The organism is Streptomyces sp. NBC_00887 (assembly GCF_045207585.1).
The window spans coordinates 3,592,246-3,609,715 of record NZ_CP108788.1 but is presented as its reverse complement, the minus strand read 5'-3'; the positions used below and the strand labels follow the sequence as shown (position 1 = coordinate 3,609,715).

General features: G+C 71.5%; 19 protein-coding genes. 11 read left to right on the top strand and 8 right to left on the bottom strand.

The features are described 5' to 3' along the window. The first annotated feature begins 10 nt into the window (after nucleotides 1-10). Nucleotides 11-691: an alpha/beta fold hydrolase gene (locus OG844_RS16475; RefSeq protein ID WP_406391021.1), complete on the top strand. Its 681-nt coding sequence runs from the start codon at nucleotides 11-13 to the stop codon at nucleotides 689-691. A 44-nt stretch (nucleotides 692-735) separates the two neighbouring features. Here the strand turns inward: OG844_RS16475 and OG844_RS16470 are convergent, their stop codons facing one another. After that, the gene (locus OG844_RS16470; RefSeq protein ID WP_406391019.1) at nucleotides 736-1,344 is read right to left on the bottom strand and encodes a TIGR03086 family metal-binding protein; all 609 of its coding nucleotides are present in this window, start codon (nucleotides 1,342-1,344) and stop codon (nucleotides 736-738) included. A gap of 128 nt (nucleotides 1,345-1,472) precedes the next feature. On the opposite strand from OG844_RS16470, the gene OG844_RS16465 reads away from it, so the two are divergent. The 4 genes from OG844_RS16465 (at nucleotide 1,473) to OG844_RS16450 (ending at nucleotide 5,184) form a co-directional block, all read left to right on the top strand. Further along, nucleotides 1,473-2,465, top strand: coding sequence for a fibronectin type III domain-containing protein (locus tag OG844_RS16465; RefSeq protein WP_406391017.1), 993 nt, complete (start codon nucleotides 1,473-1,475; stop codon nucleotides 2,463-2,465). A gap of 106 nt (nucleotides 2,466-2,571) precedes the next feature. Continuing rightward, entirely contained in the window at nucleotides 2,572-3,168 is a 597-nt protein-coding gene (locus tag OG844_RS16460) for a QsdR family transcriptional regulator (protein ID WP_406391015.1), read from the top strand. 106 nt (nucleotides 3,169-3,274) lie between these two features. Next, on the top strand, nucleotides 3,275-4,630 hold the full coding sequence (locus OG844_RS16455; RefSeq protein ID WP_406391013.1) for a hypothetical protein: 1,356 nt from the start codon (nucleotides 3,275-3,277) through the stop codon (nucleotides 4,628-4,630). 125 nt (nucleotides 4,631-4,755) lie between these two features. Next, nucleotides 4,756-5,184 (top strand): hypothetical protein, encoded by a 429-nt coding sequence (locus OG844_RS16450; protein ID WP_406391011.1) that lies wholly within the window; start codon nucleotides 4,756-4,758, stop codon nucleotides 5,182-5,184. A 30-nt stretch (nucleotides 5,185-5,214) separates the two neighbouring features. Here the strand turns inward: OG844_RS16450 and aceB are convergent, their stop codons facing one another. Both aceB and OG844_RS16440 read right to left on the bottom strand, forming a co-directional pair. Further along, nucleotides 5,215-6,834 carry a malate synthase A gene (gene aceB / locus OG844_RS16445; protein WP_406391009.1) on the bottom strand — a complete coding sequence of 540 codons (1,620 nt, stop codon included), beginning with the start codon at nucleotides 6,832-6,834 and terminating at the stop codon, nucleotides 5,215-5,217. Nucleotides 6,835-7,091: 257 nt separating this feature from the next. Further along, entirely contained in the window at nucleotides 7,092-7,697 is a 606-nt protein-coding gene (locus tag OG844_RS16440; protein ID WP_406391007.1) for an NTP transferase domain-containing protein, read from the bottom strand. A gap of 203 nt (nucleotides 7,698-7,900) precedes the next feature. On the opposite strand from OG844_RS16440, the gene OG844_RS16435 reads away from it, so the two are divergent. After that, nucleotides 7,901-8,203, top strand: coding sequence for a DUF5955 family protein (locus OG844_RS16435; RefSeq protein ID WP_329214973.1), 303 nt, complete (start codon nucleotides 7,901-7,903; stop codon nucleotides 8,201-8,203). Nucleotides 8,204-8,256: 53 nt separating this feature from the next. Here the strand turns inward: OG844_RS16435 and OG844_RS16430 are convergent, their stop codons facing one another. Together OG844_RS16430 and OG844_RS16425 are read right to left on the bottom strand one after the other, a co-directional pair. Continuing rightward, entirely contained in the window at nucleotides 8,257-8,889 is a 633-nt protein-coding gene (locus OG844_RS16430; protein ID WP_406391004.1) for a response regulator, read from the bottom strand. Then, on the bottom strand, nucleotides 8,886-10,091 hold the full coding sequence (locus tag OG844_RS16425) for a sensor histidine kinase (RefSeq protein WP_406391002.1): 1,206 nt from the start codon (nucleotides 10,089-10,091) through the stop codon (nucleotides 8,886-8,888). The genes OG844_RS16430 and OG844_RS16425 overlap by 4 nt, the downstream gene beginning before the upstream one ends. Nucleotides 10,092-10,201: 110 nt before the next feature. On the opposite strand from OG844_RS16425, the gene OG844_RS16420 reads away from it, so the two are divergent. Further along, nucleotides 10,202-11,281: an ABC transporter permease gene (locus tag OG844_RS16420; protein ID WP_406391000.1), complete on the top strand. Its 1,080-nt coding sequence runs from the start codon at nucleotides 10,202-10,204 to the stop codon at nucleotides 11,279-11,281. Continuing rightward, on the top strand, nucleotides 11,278-11,958 hold the full coding sequence (locus OG844_RS16415; RefSeq protein WP_406390998.1) for an ABC transporter ATP-binding protein: 681 nt from the start codon (nucleotides 11,278-11,280) through the stop codon (nucleotides 11,956-11,958). The genes OG844_RS16420 and OG844_RS16415 overlap by 4 nt, the downstream gene beginning before the upstream one ends. Nucleotides 11,959-11,987: 29 nt before the next feature. Here the strand turns inward: OG844_RS16415 and OG844_RS16410 are convergent, their stop codons facing one another. Continuing rightward, complete coding sequence (locus OG844_RS16410) at nucleotides 11,988-12,788, bottom strand: IclR family transcriptional regulator (RefSeq protein WP_406390996.1); 801 nt, start codon at nucleotides 12,786-12,788, stop codon at nucleotides 11,988-11,990. A 372-nt stretch (nucleotides 12,789-13,160) separates the two neighbouring features. Here OG844_RS16410 and allB point away from each other — a divergent pair, with 372 nt between their 5' ends. The 3 genes from allB to OG844_RS16395 all read left to right on the top strand — a co-directional run bounded on the left by allB (nucleotide 13,161) and on the right by OG844_RS16395 (nucleotide 16,049). Continuing rightward, entirely contained in the window at nucleotides 13,161-14,489 is a 1,329-nt protein-coding gene (allB, locus tag OG844_RS16405) for an allantoinase AllB (RefSeq protein ID WP_406396162.1), read from the top strand. A 2-nt stretch (nucleotides 14,490-14,491) separates the two neighbouring features. Next, nucleotides 14,492-15,607 (top strand): allantoicase, encoded by a 1,116-nt coding sequence (gene alc / locus OG844_RS16400; protein WP_406390994.1) that lies wholly within the window; start codon nucleotides 14,492-14,494, stop codon nucleotides 15,605-15,607. Nucleotides 15,608-15,719: 112 nt separating this feature from the next. Next, entirely contained in the window at nucleotides 15,720-16,049 is a 330-nt protein-coding gene (locus OG844_RS16395; protein ID WP_406390992.1) for a putative quinol monooxygenase, read from the top strand. A 57-nt stretch (nucleotides 16,050-16,106) separates the two neighbouring features. Here the strand turns inward: OG844_RS16395 and OG844_RS16390 are convergent, their stop codons facing one another. Both OG844_RS16390 and OG844_RS16385 read right to left on the bottom strand, forming a co-directional pair. Next, nucleotides 16,107-16,943 (bottom strand): aldo/keto reductase, encoded by an 837-nt coding sequence (locus OG844_RS16390; RefSeq protein WP_406390990.1) that lies wholly within the window; start codon nucleotides 16,941-16,943, stop codon nucleotides 16,107-16,109. Between the two features lie 77 nt (nucleotides 16,944-17,020). Next, nucleotides 17,021-17,464 (bottom strand): hypothetical protein, encoded by a 444-nt coding sequence (locus OG844_RS16385; protein ID WP_406390988.1) that lies wholly within the window; start codon nucleotides 17,462-17,464, stop codon nucleotides 17,021-17,023. Between the last annotated feature and the right edge of the window lie 6 nt (nucleotides 17,465-17,470).

The following is a 17,470-nucleotide window of genomic DNA, read 5'->3' as shown; positions in this document are numbered from 1 at the left end:
CGTGCGAGGCATGGACGATCGGTCTGTCGTGGATGTCGGCGATATGCGGCTGGCGTACCGGACCTGGGGTGACCCCTTCGGCTCGCCGGTGGTGCTGCTGCACGGCCTCGGCGGCTCCGGCGCGAGCTGGGAGCCGGCGGCGCGGCTGCTCGGCGAGGAATGGCGGGTGTACGCACTCGACATGCGCGGGCACGGCGAGAGCGACTGGCCCGACGAGTACGCGCTCGAGCAGATGCGGGACGACGTCCTCGGCTTCCTCGACGAGTGCGACCTCGACCGGGTGGGCGTCGTGGGCCACTCGATGGGCGGAGTCGTCGCCTACCTGCTCGCCGAGGAGCACGCCGACCGGGTCGAGCGGCTGGTGCTGGTGGAGACCCCTCCGCCGTTCGCGGGGCAGGAGCTGGACGATCGCCCCACCGGCCCCGTGGACTACGACGAGAACGTGGTCCCGGCCGTCAGGGCGCAGATCACCGCGCCCGACCCGCGGTGGGAGGAGGAGCTGGGACAGATCGTCGCACCGACGCTGATGATCGCCGGCGGGCCGGAGAGCGGAATGCCGCAGGAGCGTCTTCCGGACATGGCCTCCCTCATCCCCGACTGCCGGCTGATCACGCTGGGCGGTGGGCACCAGGTGCACCGGCGGCACGCGGACGAGGTGGCCCAGCAGATCACCGAGTTCTTCACCAGCTGAGCCGTCCCGGACTCCCGCCTGCCGTCCCGGGCTCCCGCCGTCCGTCAGTCGCCCGGCTTCCAGTCGGGCCGACGACCGCTCAGTGCGATCACGCGGTCGAGCAGCGGTGCGTCGGCCGGGACGGGGACCGGCGGGCCGAAGGGCGCGTCAGGACCGGACCTGTCGTCGTCCCCGGGCGCGAGCAGCGCCTCCGACGAGCGCAGGCTCGCCTCGTCCGCCCGGAATTCCTGACCGGTCGACCGGGCCAGGTCCCAGCCGTGCACGACCAACTCGTTCGACACGACCCTGGCGGCCACCGGGCCGGGCAGGTTCACCCCGCCGGCCTGGGTCATGCCCTCCAGGGCGGCCGGAGCGCGCCACGCCGCGACGAGCTCGTCCAGCAGGGGAGGCAGCGACTTCCGCCAGTCGTCGGGGAGGACCAGCAGCGCCGAGCCCGGCGGAGTGCCCGTCGTCGGCCCCAGGTCCTTGCGTGCCGCGTCACGGAAGGCGACGGACAGGCCGAGCACATGGGCGAGCAGCTCACGGAGCGAATAGTCCGGGCAGGGCGTGGGCCCGGAGAGTTGGTGGTCGTCGATGGAGCTGATCAGTTCGCTGATCTGCCTGGCCGCCGGTTCCAGATCGAGGGCGGGTGCGTTCCCGCTGAGCGTATCCATACTCCTCAGACTGCTCCGGCGCCCGGAACTCATCGCACATATCGCGGGACATTGCGGAACGTTCTGATCCACGCCCTTGTGGACACCCCCACCTGCATGGCATACAGGTCTGGACCAATTGCTGCCGGATGGAAGGCATCACCGTGCAACGCCCCCACGCACGCACCGCGTTGGCCTGCTCCGCCGCCCTGCTCCTCGCCTCTCTCACCGCCTGCGCGGGCGCCGCGGAAGCGGACACCCAGAAACCGACGGCACCCGAGGGGGTGACCGCGCAGGCGGGCAGCGCCACGTCCGTCCACGTCATGTGGGAGCAGGCCACGGACAACAAGAAGATCACCGGCTACGAGGTCTACCGCGAAGGGAAGAAGGCGGCATCCGTCCCGGCCACCCAGCAGATGACCGACGTCGTCGGCCTGACCCCGGCCACCGCCTACACCTTCACCGTCCGCGCCCGTGACGGCAGCGGAAACCTGTCCGCACCGAGCGCGGCCGTCCCCGTCACCACCCCCGCTCCCACCCCCGCCGACGAGGAGCCCCCGACCCGCCCGGTGAAACTGCGCGGCACGGCCGACGGCAGCAGGACGGCCACCCTCTCCTGGGGCGGCGCCACGGACGACGTCGGCGTCACCGCGTACGACGTCTACCAGGAGGACGCCAGGATCCACACCGTGCCGGGCACGCAGACGACGGCCCGGCTCACCGGACTGCGCCCCGGCACCGTCTACACCTTCACCGTCCGGGCCAGGGACGCCGCCGACAGGTCCTCACCCGACAGCAACGCGCTCGACCTGACCACCGCCGCCGCCCCCGGAGCCCCCGCGAGCACGGCACCCACCGGGCTGCGGACCAGGACGACCGCCGGGAGCAAGGAGTTCCTGGTCGACCTCTCCTGGGACCAGCCGGACACCGGCGGCACGATCCCTGCGTACGAGCTGTACCTGAACGGGAAGCTGACCACCACGATCGTCTGGGGCGGCACCCCGCCCGCAGGCCGCGCGACGTACCGGCTCACCCTCAGCGATCCGCCCGGCACGCGCTACTCGCTCAAGATCCGGCCCAAACTGCCCGACGGGACGTGGGGCGACTTCTCGGCCCAGCGCACGGTCGTGCTCACCGGCTGAGGGCGCCGCCCGGGTGGGGGCGCCCGGGTGGGGGCGCACGCGGTAAGGTACCGGCCCCCGCCCCGGGGCCGCTCGGGGCGCCGGCCCAGGAGGAGGCGAGCCTGCCATGCCGGGTGCGGCACCTGCCCGACGCGTGGTGAGCCGGGGCCACGTCGTGCACAGCGCCTGCCGGTACTTCCTGCGGCACGGCACGGTGGACATGGACGCGCTCGCCCAGGACCTCGCGATCAGCCGGGCGACGCTCTACCGCGTGGTGGGCAGCCGGGACGGCCTCCTGGAGGACGTGCTGTGGCAGTTGGCGGACCACCTGCTGGACCGGGCGCGGCGCCGGCGCACCAGCGCGGGCGTGGACGGGGTCCTGGAGATCACCCGGTACTTCGTCACGGCCCTGCGCGGCTCCGCCCCCTTCCGGGACTTTCTCCGTGCCGAGCCCGAGACCGCCAGGCGTCTGCTGACGGGCGGGGGCGTGCACCGCCAGGCCGTGCTGGCCCAGCGGGGCATCCTGTTGGAGGAGTCGGGGGAGAGCGGACCGCTCTGGCCCGCGTCGGGCATCGACGAGCTGGCCTACCTCTACGTCCGGGTGGTCGAATCCGCGCTGTACGCCGAGCTGCTGAGCAGCCGCCGGCTCGACCCCGCCCTGGCCGAACGCACTGCCCGAGCCGTACTCCACCAAACCCTCCGCACCGCACCGGGACGGATCTGAGACCGCAGTCTCACGCTCGCGGCGGCGACTGGTGGGCCGTCGGCGCCGGCCGTAGTTTCCGACTCCGACGGCACAACGACCCCGCACACGCCACCCGGAGGAGATCATGACCGGTTCCTTACCGGCCCGGACCGTCCTGCTCGCTGTGTTCCTGGCCATCGCAGGGACGATCACCGCCCTGACGACCCCGACGCAGTCCGCGGCCGCACCGCGCACGACGGCCAACCCGGTGATCTTCGTCCACGGCCAGCAGGGCTCGGCGCAGCAATGGCAGTCCCAGGCCAAGCGGTTCTCCGGCAACGGCTACCGCGACGACCTGCTGTACGTCCACGAGTACGACACCTCCATCGCCACCGACGACCACGCGATCGCCGGGCTGGAGGCGCTGGTCGACTCCGTCCGGGCACGCACCGGAGCGGCGCAGGTCGACATCCTGGCGCACTCGCGGGGCACGAGGGTCGTGCACGCGTACCTCTCCGTGCCGGAACGGGCGGCCGAGGTCGCCAAGTACGTCAATCTGGACGGCCGTACGGCAACCGCGCCTCCCGGCGGGGTCCCCACGCTCGCCATCTGGAGCAGCCTCCAGCCGAACGGATCGATCGGCGGAGCGGTCAACGTCCACGAGCCACAGGCGGGACACACGGAGAGCGCCACATCCGCCGAAAGCTTCGCGCACATCTATGAGTTCCTCCGCGGCAGGCCACCCCTCACCACCCGCGTGCTGCCCGAACTGCCCGGCCTCGTGAAGATCGCCGGCCGCGTCGTGCACTTCCCGCAGAACGCGGGGCTCCAGGGCCGCCTCGAGGTATGGAGGCTGGACCCCGCCACCGGCGCCCGTGCCGGCCACCTGCCGCAGCACATCGTGCGGGTGGGTGCCGACGGCGCCTTCGGCCCGCTCGGCGTCAACGGGCGCGGACACTACGAACTGGCCCTCATCCGCAGCGGTGAGCGCACCAGCCACTTCTACTTCGAACCGTTCGAACGCAGCGACCGCTTCCTACGGCTCCTCGTCTCCCCGCCCGGCGGTGTCGCGGACGACATGGACGCCTGCCCCGGTCACACGGCGCTCACCATCGTCCGCGCCCGCGAGTGGCGGTCGGGCACGGCGGACGACGACCGGCTCCGCATCGCCGGAGCCGACGTGCTCAACCCGGCCGTCGCACCCCAACTGCGGCAGATCCTCGGTATGTTCGCGTTCGACAAGGACTGCGACCGCGCGAGCCACCTCGACGCGCCCCTGCCGCCCTTCGACCGGGTCCCGTTCCTGACGGCCACCGACCTCTACCTCCCGGCCGACGCCCGGGCCGGCGGAACGATCTCCGTCACCCAGACGATGCGTGGGACCGGCGGGGCGGACGCGACCATCGCGGTGCCCAACTGGCCTTCGGACGAGCACGCGGTGTCGCTCCTGTTCAGGGACTACGCGGACATCCCGTCCGGCGGGGTCGCCGCACCGCACTGAGTCGGAGACCGTACACACGGCTGCGCTGCTCCCGGACCGCCCGGGAGCAGCGCAGCCGGTTTCCGGGCCGCGGCTCAACCGGTGACACCCACCGACCCTCCTCTCAGTGATGATACGTTTCGAACGTGTTCAGTAATGAGGGTGTGGCCGGGTCGCGCGGCCACACCTCGGTGCGCCGTGACGAGAGGCCCGCAGTGATGAGCCGTACCATCCGTCCCCGTACCGCCCGGGCCGTGGCCCTCGTGTACGTCGTCGCCATGGTCGTCGGCGGGTTGGTCCTGGGTGCCCAGGGCCCCTCGCACGGGGGGTCGTCGCTGGTCTGGCTGTCGCAGCCCGGGCTGAACTTCCTGTACGTCTTCGTCCTCGTGCCGCTCACCGTGGTGTTCGGCGACCTCGGTGGGGGTGGGGGCGACGCCGGTCCGTTCAGCCTGGCCCTCTCGTGCGGGCTCGGGGCGGTCGTGAATGTGCTGCTCGTCCGGGCCGTGGTGTGTTTCGGGCGCATGGTCGCTGCCGACCTGCCCGTATGCCGGAAGCGCCGTACCCCGGCGCGGTGACCCGCGGGGTACGGCGCTCCGGGGTGTGCGTCAGCGCAGCTGCTCGTACGCCGGCAGTGTCAGGAAGTCCGCGTAGTCCTGGTCCAGGGAGACCTGGAGCAGGAGGTCGTGGGCCTGCTGCCACTTGCCCGCGGCGAACGCCTCGTCGCCGACTTCCGCGCGGATCGCGGCCAGTTCCTCGGCGGCGACCTTGCGGGCCAGGTCCGCGGTGGCGTGTTCGCCGTTCTCGAAGACCACGTCCGCGTTGATCCACTGCCAGATCTGCGAGCGCGAGATCTCCGCGGTGGCCGCGTCCTCCATCAGGTTGAAGATGGCGACCGCGCCCATACCGCGCAGCCACGCCTCGATGTAACGGATGCCGACCGCGACGGCGTTGTGCAGGCCGTCGTACGTGGGCTTCGCGTCCAGGGTGTCGATGGCGATCAGGTCGCCCGCCGCCACCGAGACGTCCTCGCGCAGCCGGTCCTTCTGGTTCGGCTTCTCGCCGAGGACCGCGTCGAACGAGGCCATCGCGATCGGGACGAGGTCGGGGTGCGCGACCCAGGAGCCGTCGAAGCCGTCGTTCGCCTCTCGGTCCTTGTCCGCCTTGACCTTCTCGAAGGCGACCTTGTTGACCTCGGCGTCGCGCCGGGAGGGGATGAAGGCGGCCATGCCGCCGATGGCGTGCGCGCCGCGCTTGTGGCAGGTGCGGACCAGGAGTTCGGTGTAGGCGCGCATGAACGGGGCGGTCATGGTGACGAGGTTGCGGTCCGGCAGGACGAACTTCGAGCCGCCGTCACGGAAGTTCTTGACGATGGAGAAGAGGTAGTCCCAGCGGCCCGCGTTCAGCCCGGAGGCGTGGTCGCGCAGCTCGTAGAGGATCTCCTCCATCTCGTACGCGGCGGTGATCGTCTCGATCAGGACGGTCGCGCGGACCGTTCCCTGCGGGATGCCGACGTAGTCCTGGGCGAAGACGAAGATGTCGTTCCAGAGGCGGGCCTCCAGGTGCGACTCCGTCTTCGGGAGGTAGAAGTACGGACCCTTGCCGAGGTCGATCAGCCGCTGCGCGTTGTGGAAGAAGTAGAGGCCGAAGTCGACCAGCGCGCCGGGCACCGGGGTGCCGTCCAGCTGGAGGTGGCGCTCGTTCAGGTGCCAGCCGCGCGGGCGCGTGACGACGGTCGCGAGCTCCCCGGCGGGCTTGAGGGCGTACGACTTTCCGGACTTCGGGTCGGTGAAGTCGATGTTCCGGGTGTACGCGTCGATCAGGTTGAGCTGGCCGGTGATCACGTTCTCCCATGTGGGGGCGGACGCGTCCTCGAAGTCGGCGAGCCAGACCTTGGCGCCCGAGTTCAGGGCGTTGATGGTCATCTTGCGGTCGGTCGGACCGGTGATCTCCACCCGGCGGTCGTCCAGCGCGGCCGGGGCCGGGGCGACCTTCCAGGTGTCGTCCACGCGGATCGCTTCCGTCTCCGGCAGGAAGTCCAGCGTGGAGGTGCGGGCGATCTCGGCGCGGCGTTCGCCGCGGCGGGCGAGCAGCTCGTCACGCCGGGGCGTGAACTGCCGGTGCAGCTCCGCCACGAACGCGAGAGCCGCATCGGTCAGGACCTCGTCCTGCCTGGGCAGGGGCTCGGCGTCGACGATGGCCAGCGGGGACGGCGCTGGTGCGGACATGAGCTGTCACTCCTTCAGCGGTGGTGCGGACGGCGGCCCACGGCTGCCGGGTCGCCTGGGACTACGGCACTGCGTGCCATGGCTCCGGGATGCGGCCGTGAATGCTGTCCGGTTGCGGAAGTGGTACTCCGCGCTTCTGATCAGTGGATATTAGTTTCCTCATGGTGGAAGTTCAATGGTTTGTTGATATCGAGATTCTCCGGGTCGACAGAAGTGGGGAGAGGATGGCGCAAAGTGCCAGGGCGGGTACCCTCCGTTCATTCCAGGTGCCCCAGATCCTCCGCCGTGTCGATGTCGTACGCCTGAGCCACATCGGAACACTCGACGAGCGTGATCGCATCGCGGTGCGCCTCCAGATACGCCCGCGCGCCCTGATCGCCGACCGCGCCCGCTCCTACGTCCGCCCACCGCTCGGCGCCGAACATCACCGGATGGCTCCGCCGCCCGTCGTACACCGCCGCGACGAGGCTCGTCCGGGACCGGTACGCCGACCGCACCCGCGCCACCGCCTCCGCGCCGATACCCGGCTGGTCGACCAGCAGGACCAGGGCCGCGTCCGCGTCCGAACCGGTGAGCGCGTCGAGCCCCGCACGCAGCGAGGAGCCCATGCCGTCCTCCCAACGGGGGTTCACGGTCACCGTGCACCTGGAGAGGTCCGCCCGTTCCCGCGCCTCGTCGGCCGAGGCGCCCAGCACCACATGGACCGGCCCGCACCCGCCGTTACGCAACGCCCGGACCGCGTGCTCGACGAGGGGGCGCCCGCGGTGTTCCAGCAGGGCCTTCGGCCGGCCGCCGAGCCTGCGGCCGCCACCTGCGGCGAGCAGTACCCCGGCGACCACGGGGATCCTTTGTTTGTCAGCCATGCGCTCTGGATACCACTGCTCCGTTCGCACTGGCGAAATGGAGGTCACTCTCAGGGAGTACCCTCATTTTCCGGCCGCTGAGTGGCGCACGCCACCTTTCATGGCGTTAACTTGACGACGGCCCCGGGCACTTGACCGCCGCCAGGGACCTGGTCGGGACACCGGCGCAGAGACGTGCGAGGGGGAGTGCTTTGTTGCGAAGCGTGGGGCAGAAGCGGTTGACCGGCAGTGATGAGGATCCGAGAGTCGCGGAGTTGCGTACGGCCGTGTCCCGGCTCCGCCGTGAACTGGCCGGACACCCCGTGGAGTTCCCCGACCGCGGAATCGCCGAGGACGAGCTGGCCGCACTGGACGCCATGGCGGTCAGCGGCACGCCCGAGATTCCCCGGCTGCGCCGTTCCCTCCTGCTGGTCGCGGGGGCGATCGGCTCGGTCAGCGCACTCGCTCCCGGCCTGCGGGACGTGAGGATCGCCGTGGACCTCTTCGGGGAGCCGCCCCGCCCGTGAGGGCAGCGAGACGGGCCGGGTCCGCCGCCGCGCCCGTGGGGGAAGCGCGCCGGTCAGCGGCGGATCAGGCGGCGTGCGGTCGCCGCGGCGACCGCCGAGGTGCGTGAGTCGACGCCGAGCTTGGCGTAGATGTGCACCAGATGGGACTTCACCGTCGCCTGGCTCAGGAAGAGCCGCTTGCTGATCTGCTGGTTCGACAGACCCTCACCGACCAGCTGGAGCACTTCGAGTTCACGTTTGGTCAGGGCCTGGGCAGGGGTCCGCATCCGGTCCATCAGGCGGTGCGCGACCGTCGGGGCGAGCGCCGAACGGCCGGCAGCCGCCGTACGCACCGCTGCCGCCAGCTCCGTCGGCGGGGCGTCCTTCAGCAGGTAGCCGCCGGCCCCCGCCTCGACCGCGGCCAGAATGTCCGCGTCCGACTCGTACGTGGTGAGGACCAGCACCCGGGGTGCGTCCGCCGCCGCGGTGATCGCGGCCGTGGCCTCCGCGCCGTGCATCCCCGTACCGAACTGCAGGTCCATCAGGACGACGTCGAACCGCCCGGTCGCCGCGAGAGCGACGGCCTCCTCCGCCGTGGCCGCCTCGGCGACGACCCGGAAGTCCGGCTCGGTGTCCAGGAGGGCGCGCAGGCCTGCCCGGACCACCGGGTGGTCGTCGGCGAGCAGCAGCCGGATCGGGTCGGTCATCCGGCGGCGCCCTCCGGCTCGGCGGCCGGCAGCGGCAGTGTGACGGCGACGGCCGTACCCTGCTCAGGCGCCGACTCCACGCTCAGGGTGCCGCCCAGCGAGCGGGCCCGCGCGCGCATGGCGGGCAGCCCGAAGCCCCCGCTCTCCGTGCCCCCCGGCCCCCCGCCGACCGCCGGGTCGAAGCCCTTCCCGTCGTCGACGACGTCCAGGGCCACCGTTGTCTCCATGAAGCTGAGGGTGATCTCCGTCCGCCGCGCACCCGAGTGGCGCACCGCGTTGGCCAGCGCAGACTGGGCGGTACGGAGCAACGCCACCTCGTACGGAGTGGGCAGCTCCACCGGCGTACCGCTGACCGCGAACTGCACGGTGAGCTCCGGTGCCGAGGTGCGCGACGAGAGACGTGCGAGTGCCGCGGCCAGCGAACCGTGCTCCAGGTCCGGCGGGCTCAGTGCGCGTACGAAGCGGCGGGCCTCGGCCAGATTGTCCTGCGCCGCCTCACGGGCCCGGCGGACGTGCGCGGTGGCCGGAGCATCCTCGGGGAGCGTGCGTTCGGCCGCCCGCAGGAGTAGCTGGATGCTGGACAGGCCCTGGGCGAGGGTGTCGTGGATCTCGCGGGCCAGCCGCTCCCGTTCGGCCAGGGTGCCCGCGGTGCGTTCGGCGTCGGCGAGCTCCGCCCGGGTGGAGACGAGCTCCTCGATCAGCTCGCGGCGTCGCTCGCTCTCCCGGAACAGTGCGTCGTACCCGAGCACGGTCGCCACGGCCACCGCCGCACCGAGCGGCGGCCCGATGAAGGTGCCGGGCGTGACGGCATCGCCGTGCAGGACGAAGCTGGTGATCGCAGCCGCCGCCGTGGCCGCCACGGCGGGCAGGCCCCACCGCACGGGGAGCAGGTGCAGCTGCAGGAAGTAGAGCGGGAAGGCCACCCACAGGGCGTCGGACGACAGCGCGAGCAGGGCGAGCCAGACCGCGCCCAGAGCGGCGAGCCACACGGCGGCGGCGCGGGTCCGCGGCTGTACGGCGGGGGCCGACGCGCCCGCTGCGTACAGCGCGGCCATCACCCCCGCCACGATGACGACGGCCGTGGAGTGCGCCGTGCCGTCACTCACCGCGCGGGCCGCGGCCAGTGCCAGCAGCCCCATCAGCAGCGCGTGCAGGCAGAGCCGCAGCGCGGCGGTGACGGGGGTGTGCGAACGCGAATCCATGGTCGTTCCAGCCTAGGCGCACCGGACGCGCGGCCGGTCAATCGAAAGGTTGATGTCCGCCCCCTCCGGCGCGCGATGTTTCCCGAGTCCCGCGGCCCGAGTCTGGAGTCATGTTCGTTGCATGGAGAGACCTACGGTTCGCCAGGGGCCGGTTCGCCCTCATGGGCACGGTGGTGGTGCTGATCACACTGCTCGTGGGCCTGCTGTCCGGTCTCACGGCCGGCCTGGCCAGGGAGAACACCTCGGCCGTCACAGGGCTGAAAGCCGACCGTCTCGCGTTCGCGGCCCCGCCGGACGGCCAGTCGGAGTCGTTCACGAATTCGACCGTCGAGGAGAGCGCCTGGCGTGCCTGGACCGGCCAGCCCGGGGTCACCGCCGCCGAACCGCTCGGGATCCGGACGCTGAACGCGGGGACGGCCGACGGCGACAGGACGGCCGCGGTCTCGGCGTTCGGAGTCGAACCGCACGGCGGCCTCGCACCGGGCGATGTGGGGACCGGCCGGGTCGTGCTCTCCGAGAAGGCCGCGGCCGACCTCGGCGCCGGGGTCGGTGACGCGGTCCTGCTCGGCGCCGCGGAAGTGACCGTGGACGCGGTCCGGGGCAACGCTTCCTACAGCCACACGCCGGTGGTGTGGACGTCCCTCGCCGACTGGCAGAGCATCGGCGGCACCGGGAACCAGGCCACCGTCGTCGCCCTGACCACCACCCCCGGCGCCGATCTGGCGGCCGGTGACGAGGCGGCGGGCACGAGCACCCTGACCCTCGACGGCTCCCTCGCGGCGATCGGTTCGTATCAGGCCGAGAACGGCTCGCTCCAGCTGATGCGCGGCGCCCTCTTCGCCATCTCCGCGCTGGTCACCGGCGCCTTCTTCACCGTCTGGACGATCCAGCGCAGCGGCGACGTCGCCGTACTCAAGGCCCTGGGCGCCTCCACCCCGTACCTGCTGCGGGACGCGCTCGGGCAGGCCGTGGTGATGCTCGTCGTCGGTACGGGGACGGGCACCGCGCTCACCGCGGGCATCGGGGCGCTGGTCGGGGGCCCGGACGGCACCGTGCCGTTCGTCCTCGACGCGTCGACCGTCCTCGTGCCCGCCGCTGTGATGACCGCACTCGGTGCTCTCGGGGCCGCCCTGTCCATCCGGCGGATCACCGCCGTCGACCCGCTCACCGCACTCGGGAGTGCCCGATGACCCTCACCCTCAGAGACGTCACCCTGACCTACCCCGACGGGGATGCCCGGCTCACGGCGCTCGACCGGGTCTCGCTGGATGTCGCCGCGGGCTCGCTGACGGCGGTCGTCGGACCGTCCGGCTCCGGCAAGTCCAGCCTGCTCGCGGTGGCGGCCACGCTCGTCACCCCGGACCGGGGACGTGTCGTCGTCGCCGGTACGGAGACCGCCGGGCTCAGCCGCGCGGACAGGGCGGCACTGCGCCGGGAGCGCATCGGCATCGTCTTCCAGCAGCCGAACCTGCTGCCGTCCCTGACGGCCGCGGAGCAGCTGCAGGTCATGACCCACCTGTCGCGCGGCTCGGCGCGGGCAGCACGGCGCCGGGCACTGGAGCTGCTGGACGCGGTGGGCCTGGCGGACAAGGCCGACCGCAGACCGCACCAGCTGTCCGGTGGTCAGCGTCAGCGGGTCAACATCGCGCGGGCCCTGATGAACGCCCCTGCGGTGCTGCTCGTCGACGAACCGACCAGCGCGCTCGACCACGAACGGGGCGCGGCGGTCCTCGACCTGCTGATCGGGCTGACCCGGCAACGGTCGACGGCGACGGTGATGGTCACCCACGACCGGGCCCACCTGGACCGGGCGGACGGGACGGTGGCGATGGAGGACGGCTGTCTGTCGGCACCGTTGCGGGTCTGAGCCTCAAGGGCCGTCACGGCCCCTGAGGCTCAGGCCGTCGAGCCGTTGCTGGCCAGGGCCTCGGACAGTTCCTTCGAGATCTGCTGGAGGATCGGCACGATCCGCTCCGTCGCCGCCTCCGTCACCCGTCCGGCCGGACCCGAGATGGAGATGGCGGCCGAGGTGGGGGAGTTGGGTACGGACACCGCGAGGCAGCGGACCCCGATCTCCTGCTCGTTGTCGTCCACCGCGTACCCCGCCCTGCGCACCTGTTCGAGCGCGTCGAGGAAGCCGTCCGGCGTGGTGATCGTCTTCTCGGTGGCCGCAGGCATTCCGGTACGGGCCAGCAGCGCCCGGACCTCGTCGGCAGGCGTGTTCGCGAGCAGGGCCTTGCCCACCCCCGTGGAGTGCGGGAGCACCCGTCGGCCCACCTCGGTGAACATGCGCATCGAGTGCTTCGAGGGCACCTGCGCGACGTAGACGATCTCGTCCCCGTCGAGCAGCGCCATGTTCGCCGTCTCGCCGGTCTCCTCGACCAGGCGCTGGAGATACGGGCGTGCCCAGGTGCCCAGCAGCCGGGACGCCGACTCGCCGAGCCTGATCAGCCGCGGGCCCAGCGCGTAACGGCGGTTGGGCTGCTGGCGTACGTATCCGCACACGACCAGTGTGCGCACCAGCCGGTGGATGGTCGGCAGCGGAAGGCCACTGCTCGCGGAGAGTTCGCTGAGTCCGACCTCGCCCCCGGCATCCGCCATGCGCTCCAGCAGATCGAAGGCGCGCTCGAGAGACTGCACCCCGCCACTGGGACCGGCGGGCTTGGAGTCGGATGTGCTGGCGTGGGACGGCGGCACGTCAACGGTCCTTTCGAAGCGGAGGCAAGGCAGCAGCCTACCGGGCTGTTCCCGATCGGCCCACTGCTCCCGGTGCGGCGTCCTTGCCGGTCAGAACCTGTTTTGTCCCGGTGTCGACAGTCCGGGCCACGGTCGGTCCGGAGTGTGGTGGCGCCGCCCTTGGCCCATTCTACGTTCCGCATGATGAAATGTGACTTCTACTTTGTGGAATTCTCCATGTAGTGCCGTTCTTGGGTCGCCGGTGGCCCGCTCGGCGCCCCGCGGGGAAGGTGAGGTCTTGACGGGGTGCTTTCCCGAGTGAAGACTCCTTCAACAATTCGTTGAAATTCTGAGTGAGGAGCACGGGTGCCCGGTGCGGACGTGAAGGCGGACATGAAACTGGTACTGCGCTCGACGCGCGTCGTCACCCCCGAGGGGACCCGCGCGGCCGCGGTCGTCGTCGCCGGTGGGACGATCGAGGCGGTCCTGCCCTATGACACCGAGGCGCCCGACGGGGCCCGTACCGAGGACTTCGGCGACGACGTACTGCTGCCCGGCCTCGTCGACACCCACGTCCATGTGAACGACCCGGGCCGCACCGAGTGGGAAGGCTTCTGGACCGCCACCCGGGCAGCCGCGGCAGGCGGCATCACCACTCTGCTGGACATGCCGCTCAACTCCCTCCCGCCGACCACCACCGTCCAGCACCTGCGTACCAAGCAGCAGGTGGCGGCGCCCAAGGCACACGTCGACACCGGCTTCTGGGGCGGCGCGATCCCGTCGAACACGAAGGACCTGCGTCCGCTGTACGAGGCCGGGGTCTTCGGCTTCAAGTGCTTCCTCTCGCCCTCCGGGGTCGAGGAGTTCCCCGAGCTGGACCAGGAGCAACTGGCCCGCTCCATGGCCGAGATCGCCGGCTTCGGCGGACTCCTGATCGTGCACGCCGAGGATCCGCACCACCTGGCGTCCGCACCGCAGCGCAGCGGCCGCGCCTACGCCGACTTCCTCGCCTCCCGGCCGCGCGACGCCGAGAACACCGCCATCGAGGGCCTCATCGCCCACGCCGAGCGGCTGAACGCCCGCGTCCACGTCCTGCACCTCTCCTCCAGCGACGCCCTGCCGCTGCTCGCCGCCGCCAAGCGCGAGGGTGTACGCGTCACCGTCGAGTCCTGCCCGCACTTCCTCACCCTCACGGCGGAGGAAGTCCCGGACGGCGCGACGGAGTTCAAGTGCTGTCCGCCCATCAGGGAGGCCGCCAACCAGGACGCCCTGTGGGCGGGACTCGCGGACGGGACCATCGACTGCATCGTCTCCGACCACTCGCCCTGCACCACCGACCTCAAGACACCGGACTTCGCCTCCGCGTGGGGCGGCATCTCCTCCCTCCAGCTGGGCCTCCCCGCCATCTGGACCGAGGCGCGCAGGCGCGGCCACACGCTCGACGACGTCGCGCGCTGGATGTCCGCCGCCCCCGCCGCGCTCGCCGGTCTCACCCGCAAGGGCGCCATCGAGGCGGGGCGCGACGCGGACTTCGCGGTCCTCGCCCCCGACGAGACCTTCACCGTCGACCCGGCCGAGCTCTTCCACCGCAACCAGGTCACCGCCTACGCGGGCCGGACGCTGTACGGCGTCGTCAGGTCGACATGGCTGCGCGGGCAGCGGATCGCGGCCGACGGCGTACTCGGCGAACCCGCCGGCCGCCTCCTCGAAAGGAACCACTGACCATGACGGCGACACCCCACTTCACCGGCGACGCGAGCCCGTACGGAGGTGGCGACCCGTACGCCGACTACCGGACCGCGGACTTTCCCTTCACCCATCTCGTGGACCTCGCGGACCGCCGGCTCGGCGCCGGGGTGATCGCCGCCAACGACGAGTTCTTCGCCGAGCGCGAGAACCTGCTGAAGCCGGAGCCCGCCGAGTTCGACCCGGAGCGCTTCGGCCACAAGGGCAAGATCATGGACGGCTGGGAGACCCGCCGCCGACGCGGTACGGGTGCCGCCGAGCCGCACCCCACCGACGAGGACCACGACTGGGCCCTCGTGCGCCTCGGCGCCCCCGGGATCGTGCGCGGACTCGTCGTCGACACCGCCCACTTCCGGGGCAACTACCCGCAGTCGGTCTCCGTCGAAGCGACCTCGGTGCCCGGCTCCCCGTCGCCCGAGGACCTCCTCGCGCCCGATGTGAAGTGGACAACGCTCGTGCCCCGTACGGCTGTCGGCGGCCACGCGGCCAACGGCTTCACGGTCGATGCCGGGCAGCGCTTCACCCACCTCAGGGTCAACCAGCACCCGGACGGCGGCATAGCCCGGCTGAGGGTCCACGGCGAGGTGGCCCCCGACCCCGCCTGGCTGTCAGCCCTGGGCACGTTCGACCTCGTGGCCCTGGAGAACGGCGGCCAGGTCGAGGACGCCTCCGACCGCTTCTACTCCCCGGCCACGAACACCATCGCCCCGGGCCGCTCCCGCAAGATGGACGACGGCTGGGAGACGCGGCGCAGGCGGGACAAGGGCAACGACTGGATCCGCTACCGGCTCGCGGCGCAGTCGGAGATCCGGGCCGTCGAGATCGACACCGCCTACCTCAAGGGCAACGCGGCGGGCTGGGCGACCCTTTCGGTACGCGACGGGAGCGGCGGTGACTGGACCGAGATCCTTCCCCGCACCCGGCTGCAGCCCGACACGAACCACCGCTTCGTCCTACCGGAGCCCGCGCTCGGCACGCACGTCCGGATCGACATCTTCCCGGACGGCGGGATCTCCAGGCTGCGGCTCTTCGGCTCGCTGACCGCGCTAGGAGCGGACAAGCTCGCCGCCCGTCACGAGGAGCTGGGCGGTTAGGAATCGCAGGGCCCGTCGGAGGCACACGGGTGTGCCGGGCATGCCCTGATTGAAGGCATATGGGACCCTGGTCGACGCCCGCACCGCGGCACGCCGTCGACCAGGAGTCGCCATGATCTTCATCGCCGTCAGGTTCACCGTCCGTACCGCCGAGCGTGACAACTGGCTTCCGGCGGTCGACGACTTCACCCTCGCCACCCGTCAGGAGCCGGGCAACCTCTTCTTCGAGTGGTCGTACAGCGTCGAGAACCCGGACCAGTTCGTCCTGCTCGAAGCCTTCGCCTCGCAGGAGGCGGGCGTGGCGCATGTGAACTCGCAGCACTTCAAGGCGGCGATCGAGACGATGTCCGGGCTCGTCGCCGAGGTCCCGGAGATCATCAACGTCGAGGTGCCGGGCGACGACTGGTCCCGGATGTCGGAGGTCACCCCGCGCAACCGGTGACCCGCCGCGGCGAACGCCTGCCGCCGACGGCGACCGTTCGCGGCACCCGGCCGGACGTCAGAACTCCTCGTGCGACTCGGGGTCGCCGCCGAAGCGATGCTGCGGCCGGCCCCCGATCCGTGCCAGCTCCTCGGGCGTCAGCTCGAACCCGAACAGGTCCAGGTTCTCGCGCTGCCGCCCGGGATCGGCCGACTTCGGGATCGGTACCGCGCCGAGCTGGGTGTGCCACCGGAGCACGACCTGGCCCGGTGTTACCCTGTGCGCCCCGGCGGCAGCCACGACCTCCGGGGCCTCGAGCACCTTGCGCCCCCGGGCCAGCGGGCTCCAGCTCTCCGTGAGAATGCCCTTCTCGGTGTGCACCGCCCGCAACTCCTCCTGCGGCAGCAGGGGGTGCATCTCGATCTGGTTCACCGCGGGCAGCACGCCCGTCTCCTGCTCCAGCCGGGCCAGATGGGCCGCGGTGAAGTTGGAGACGCCGATGGAACGTACGAGCCCTTCCGCACGGAGCTTGATCATCGCCTTCCAGGTGTCCACGTACCTGCCGACGCCGGGCAGGGGCCAGTGGATGAGGTACAGGTCGACGTACTCCAGCCCGAGATTGCCACGGGACTCCTCGAATGAGGCCAGCGTCTCCTCGTACCCGTGATGCCGGCCGGGCACCTTGGTCGTCACGAAGACGTCCTCGCGCGGTACGCCACTGCGGGCGATCCCGCGTCCGGTGCCGGTCTCGTTGCGGTAGTTCAGAGCGGTGTCCACAAGGCGGTAGCCGAGGCCCAGTGCCCCGGCGACAGCCTGCTCGGCCGCCTCGTCGTCGAGCGGCCAGGTGCCGAGCCCCACCGCGGGAACGGAGCGGCCGTCGTTGAGGGTGTGGACCGGGATCGGGGTCTGGCTCATGGTCTCCCACTTCGTTCGCTGTCGTCCCGGCCAGCGTAGGACCGGCAGCGACACGGGGCAGCGCGGAGCGGCCCCGGTCAGCAGGAGTCGTTGTGCCACCCGCCGTCCTCCAGGACCCATGTGGACATCTCGTCGAATCTCGGTTCACCGACGCCGTAGGCCACTTGTGCGGTGTCCTTCGTGACCCTGCCCACGATCAGTCGCCGCAGGGTGTACGTCGTTCCGAGCTGCCGGGCCGTCGCCGTCGCCCGCTCGGGGAGTCCGGCGAAGGACTCCTCCGTCCACTCGTCCCGGCACGTCGCGGAGAGAAGCCGGTAGGCGGCGGCGGTGTCGGGCTCGTAGTAGGCCTTCACATAGGCGCGTACGGACGATTCCAGCGCCGCCATGTCCACCGGCGGGCTCGTTGGCGCCGAAGCGGCCGTGGTCGGGCGCTGCCCGGGCGACGTCGCCGCCTCATGCGTGCATGCGCTGAGTGCCAGCAGTGCGCAGACTCCGGCGGCGGTGGTGAGTACGGCTCGCATGGAGCC

Bases quoted from the DNA above. Each gene is read 5' to 3' on its own strand.
- OG844_RS16460 (WP_406391015.1), top strand. From the start codon at position 2,572: ATGCCGGGTGCGGCACCTGCCCGACGCGTGGTGAGCCGGGGCCACGTC.
- OG844_RS16395 (WP_406390992.1), top strand. From the start codon at position 15,720: ATGATCTTCATCGCCGTCAGGTTCACCGTCCGTACCGCCGAGCGTGAC.
- OG844_RS16470 (WP_406391019.1), bottom strand. From the start codon at position 1,344: ATGGATACGCTCAGCGGGAACGCACCCGCCCTCGATCTGGAACCGGCG.
- OG844_RS16475 (WP_406391021.1), top strand. From the start codon at position 11: ATGGACGATCGGTCTGTCGTGGATGTCGGCGATATGCGGCTGGCGTAC.
- alc (WP_406390994.1), top strand. From the start codon at position 14,492: ATGACGGCGACACCCCACTTCACCGGCGACGCGAGCCCGTACGGAGGT.
- OG844_RS16425 (WP_406391002.1), bottom strand. From the start codon at position 10,091: ATGGATTCGCGTTCGCACACCCCCGTCACCGCCGCGCTGCGGCTCTGC.
- OG844_RS16420 (WP_406391000.1), top strand. From the start codon at position 10,202: ATGTTCGTTGCATGGAGAGACCTACGGTTCGCCAGGGGCCGGTTCGCC.
- OG844_RS16455 (WP_406391013.1), top strand. From the start codon at position 3,275: ATGACCGGTTCCTTACCGGCCCGGACCGTCCTGCTCGCTGTGTTCCTG.
- OG844_RS16440 (WP_406391007.1), bottom strand. From the start codon at position 7,697: ATGGCTGACAAACAAAGGATCCCCGTGGTCGCCGGGGTACTGCTCGCC.
- OG844_RS16430 (WP_406391004.1), bottom strand. From the start codon at position 8,889: ATGACCGACCCGATCCGGCTGCTGCTCGCCGACGACCACCCGGTGGTC.
- OG844_RS16465 (WP_406391017.1), top strand. From the start codon at position 1,473: ATGGAAGGCATCACCGTGCAACGCCCCCACGCACGCACCGCGTTGGCC.
- aceB (WP_406391009.1), bottom strand. From the start codon at position 6,834: ATGTCCGCACCAGCGCCGTCCCCGCTGGCCATCGTCGACGCCGAGCCC.
- allB (WP_406396162.1), top strand. From the start codon at position 13,161: ATGAAACTGGTACTGCGCTCGACGCGCGTCGTCACCCCCGAGGGGACC.
- OG844_RS16415 (WP_406390998.1), top strand. From the start codon at position 11,278: ATGACCCTCACCCTCAGAGACGTCACCCTGACCTACCCCGACGGGGAT.
- OG844_RS16385 (WP_406390988.1), bottom strand. From the start codon at position 17,464: ATGCGAGCCGTACTCACCACCGCCGCCGGAGTCTGCGCACTGCTGGCA.
- OG844_RS16390 (WP_406390990.1), bottom strand. From the start codon at position 16,943: ATGAGCCAGACCCCGATCCCGGTCCACACCCTCAACGACGGCCGCTCC.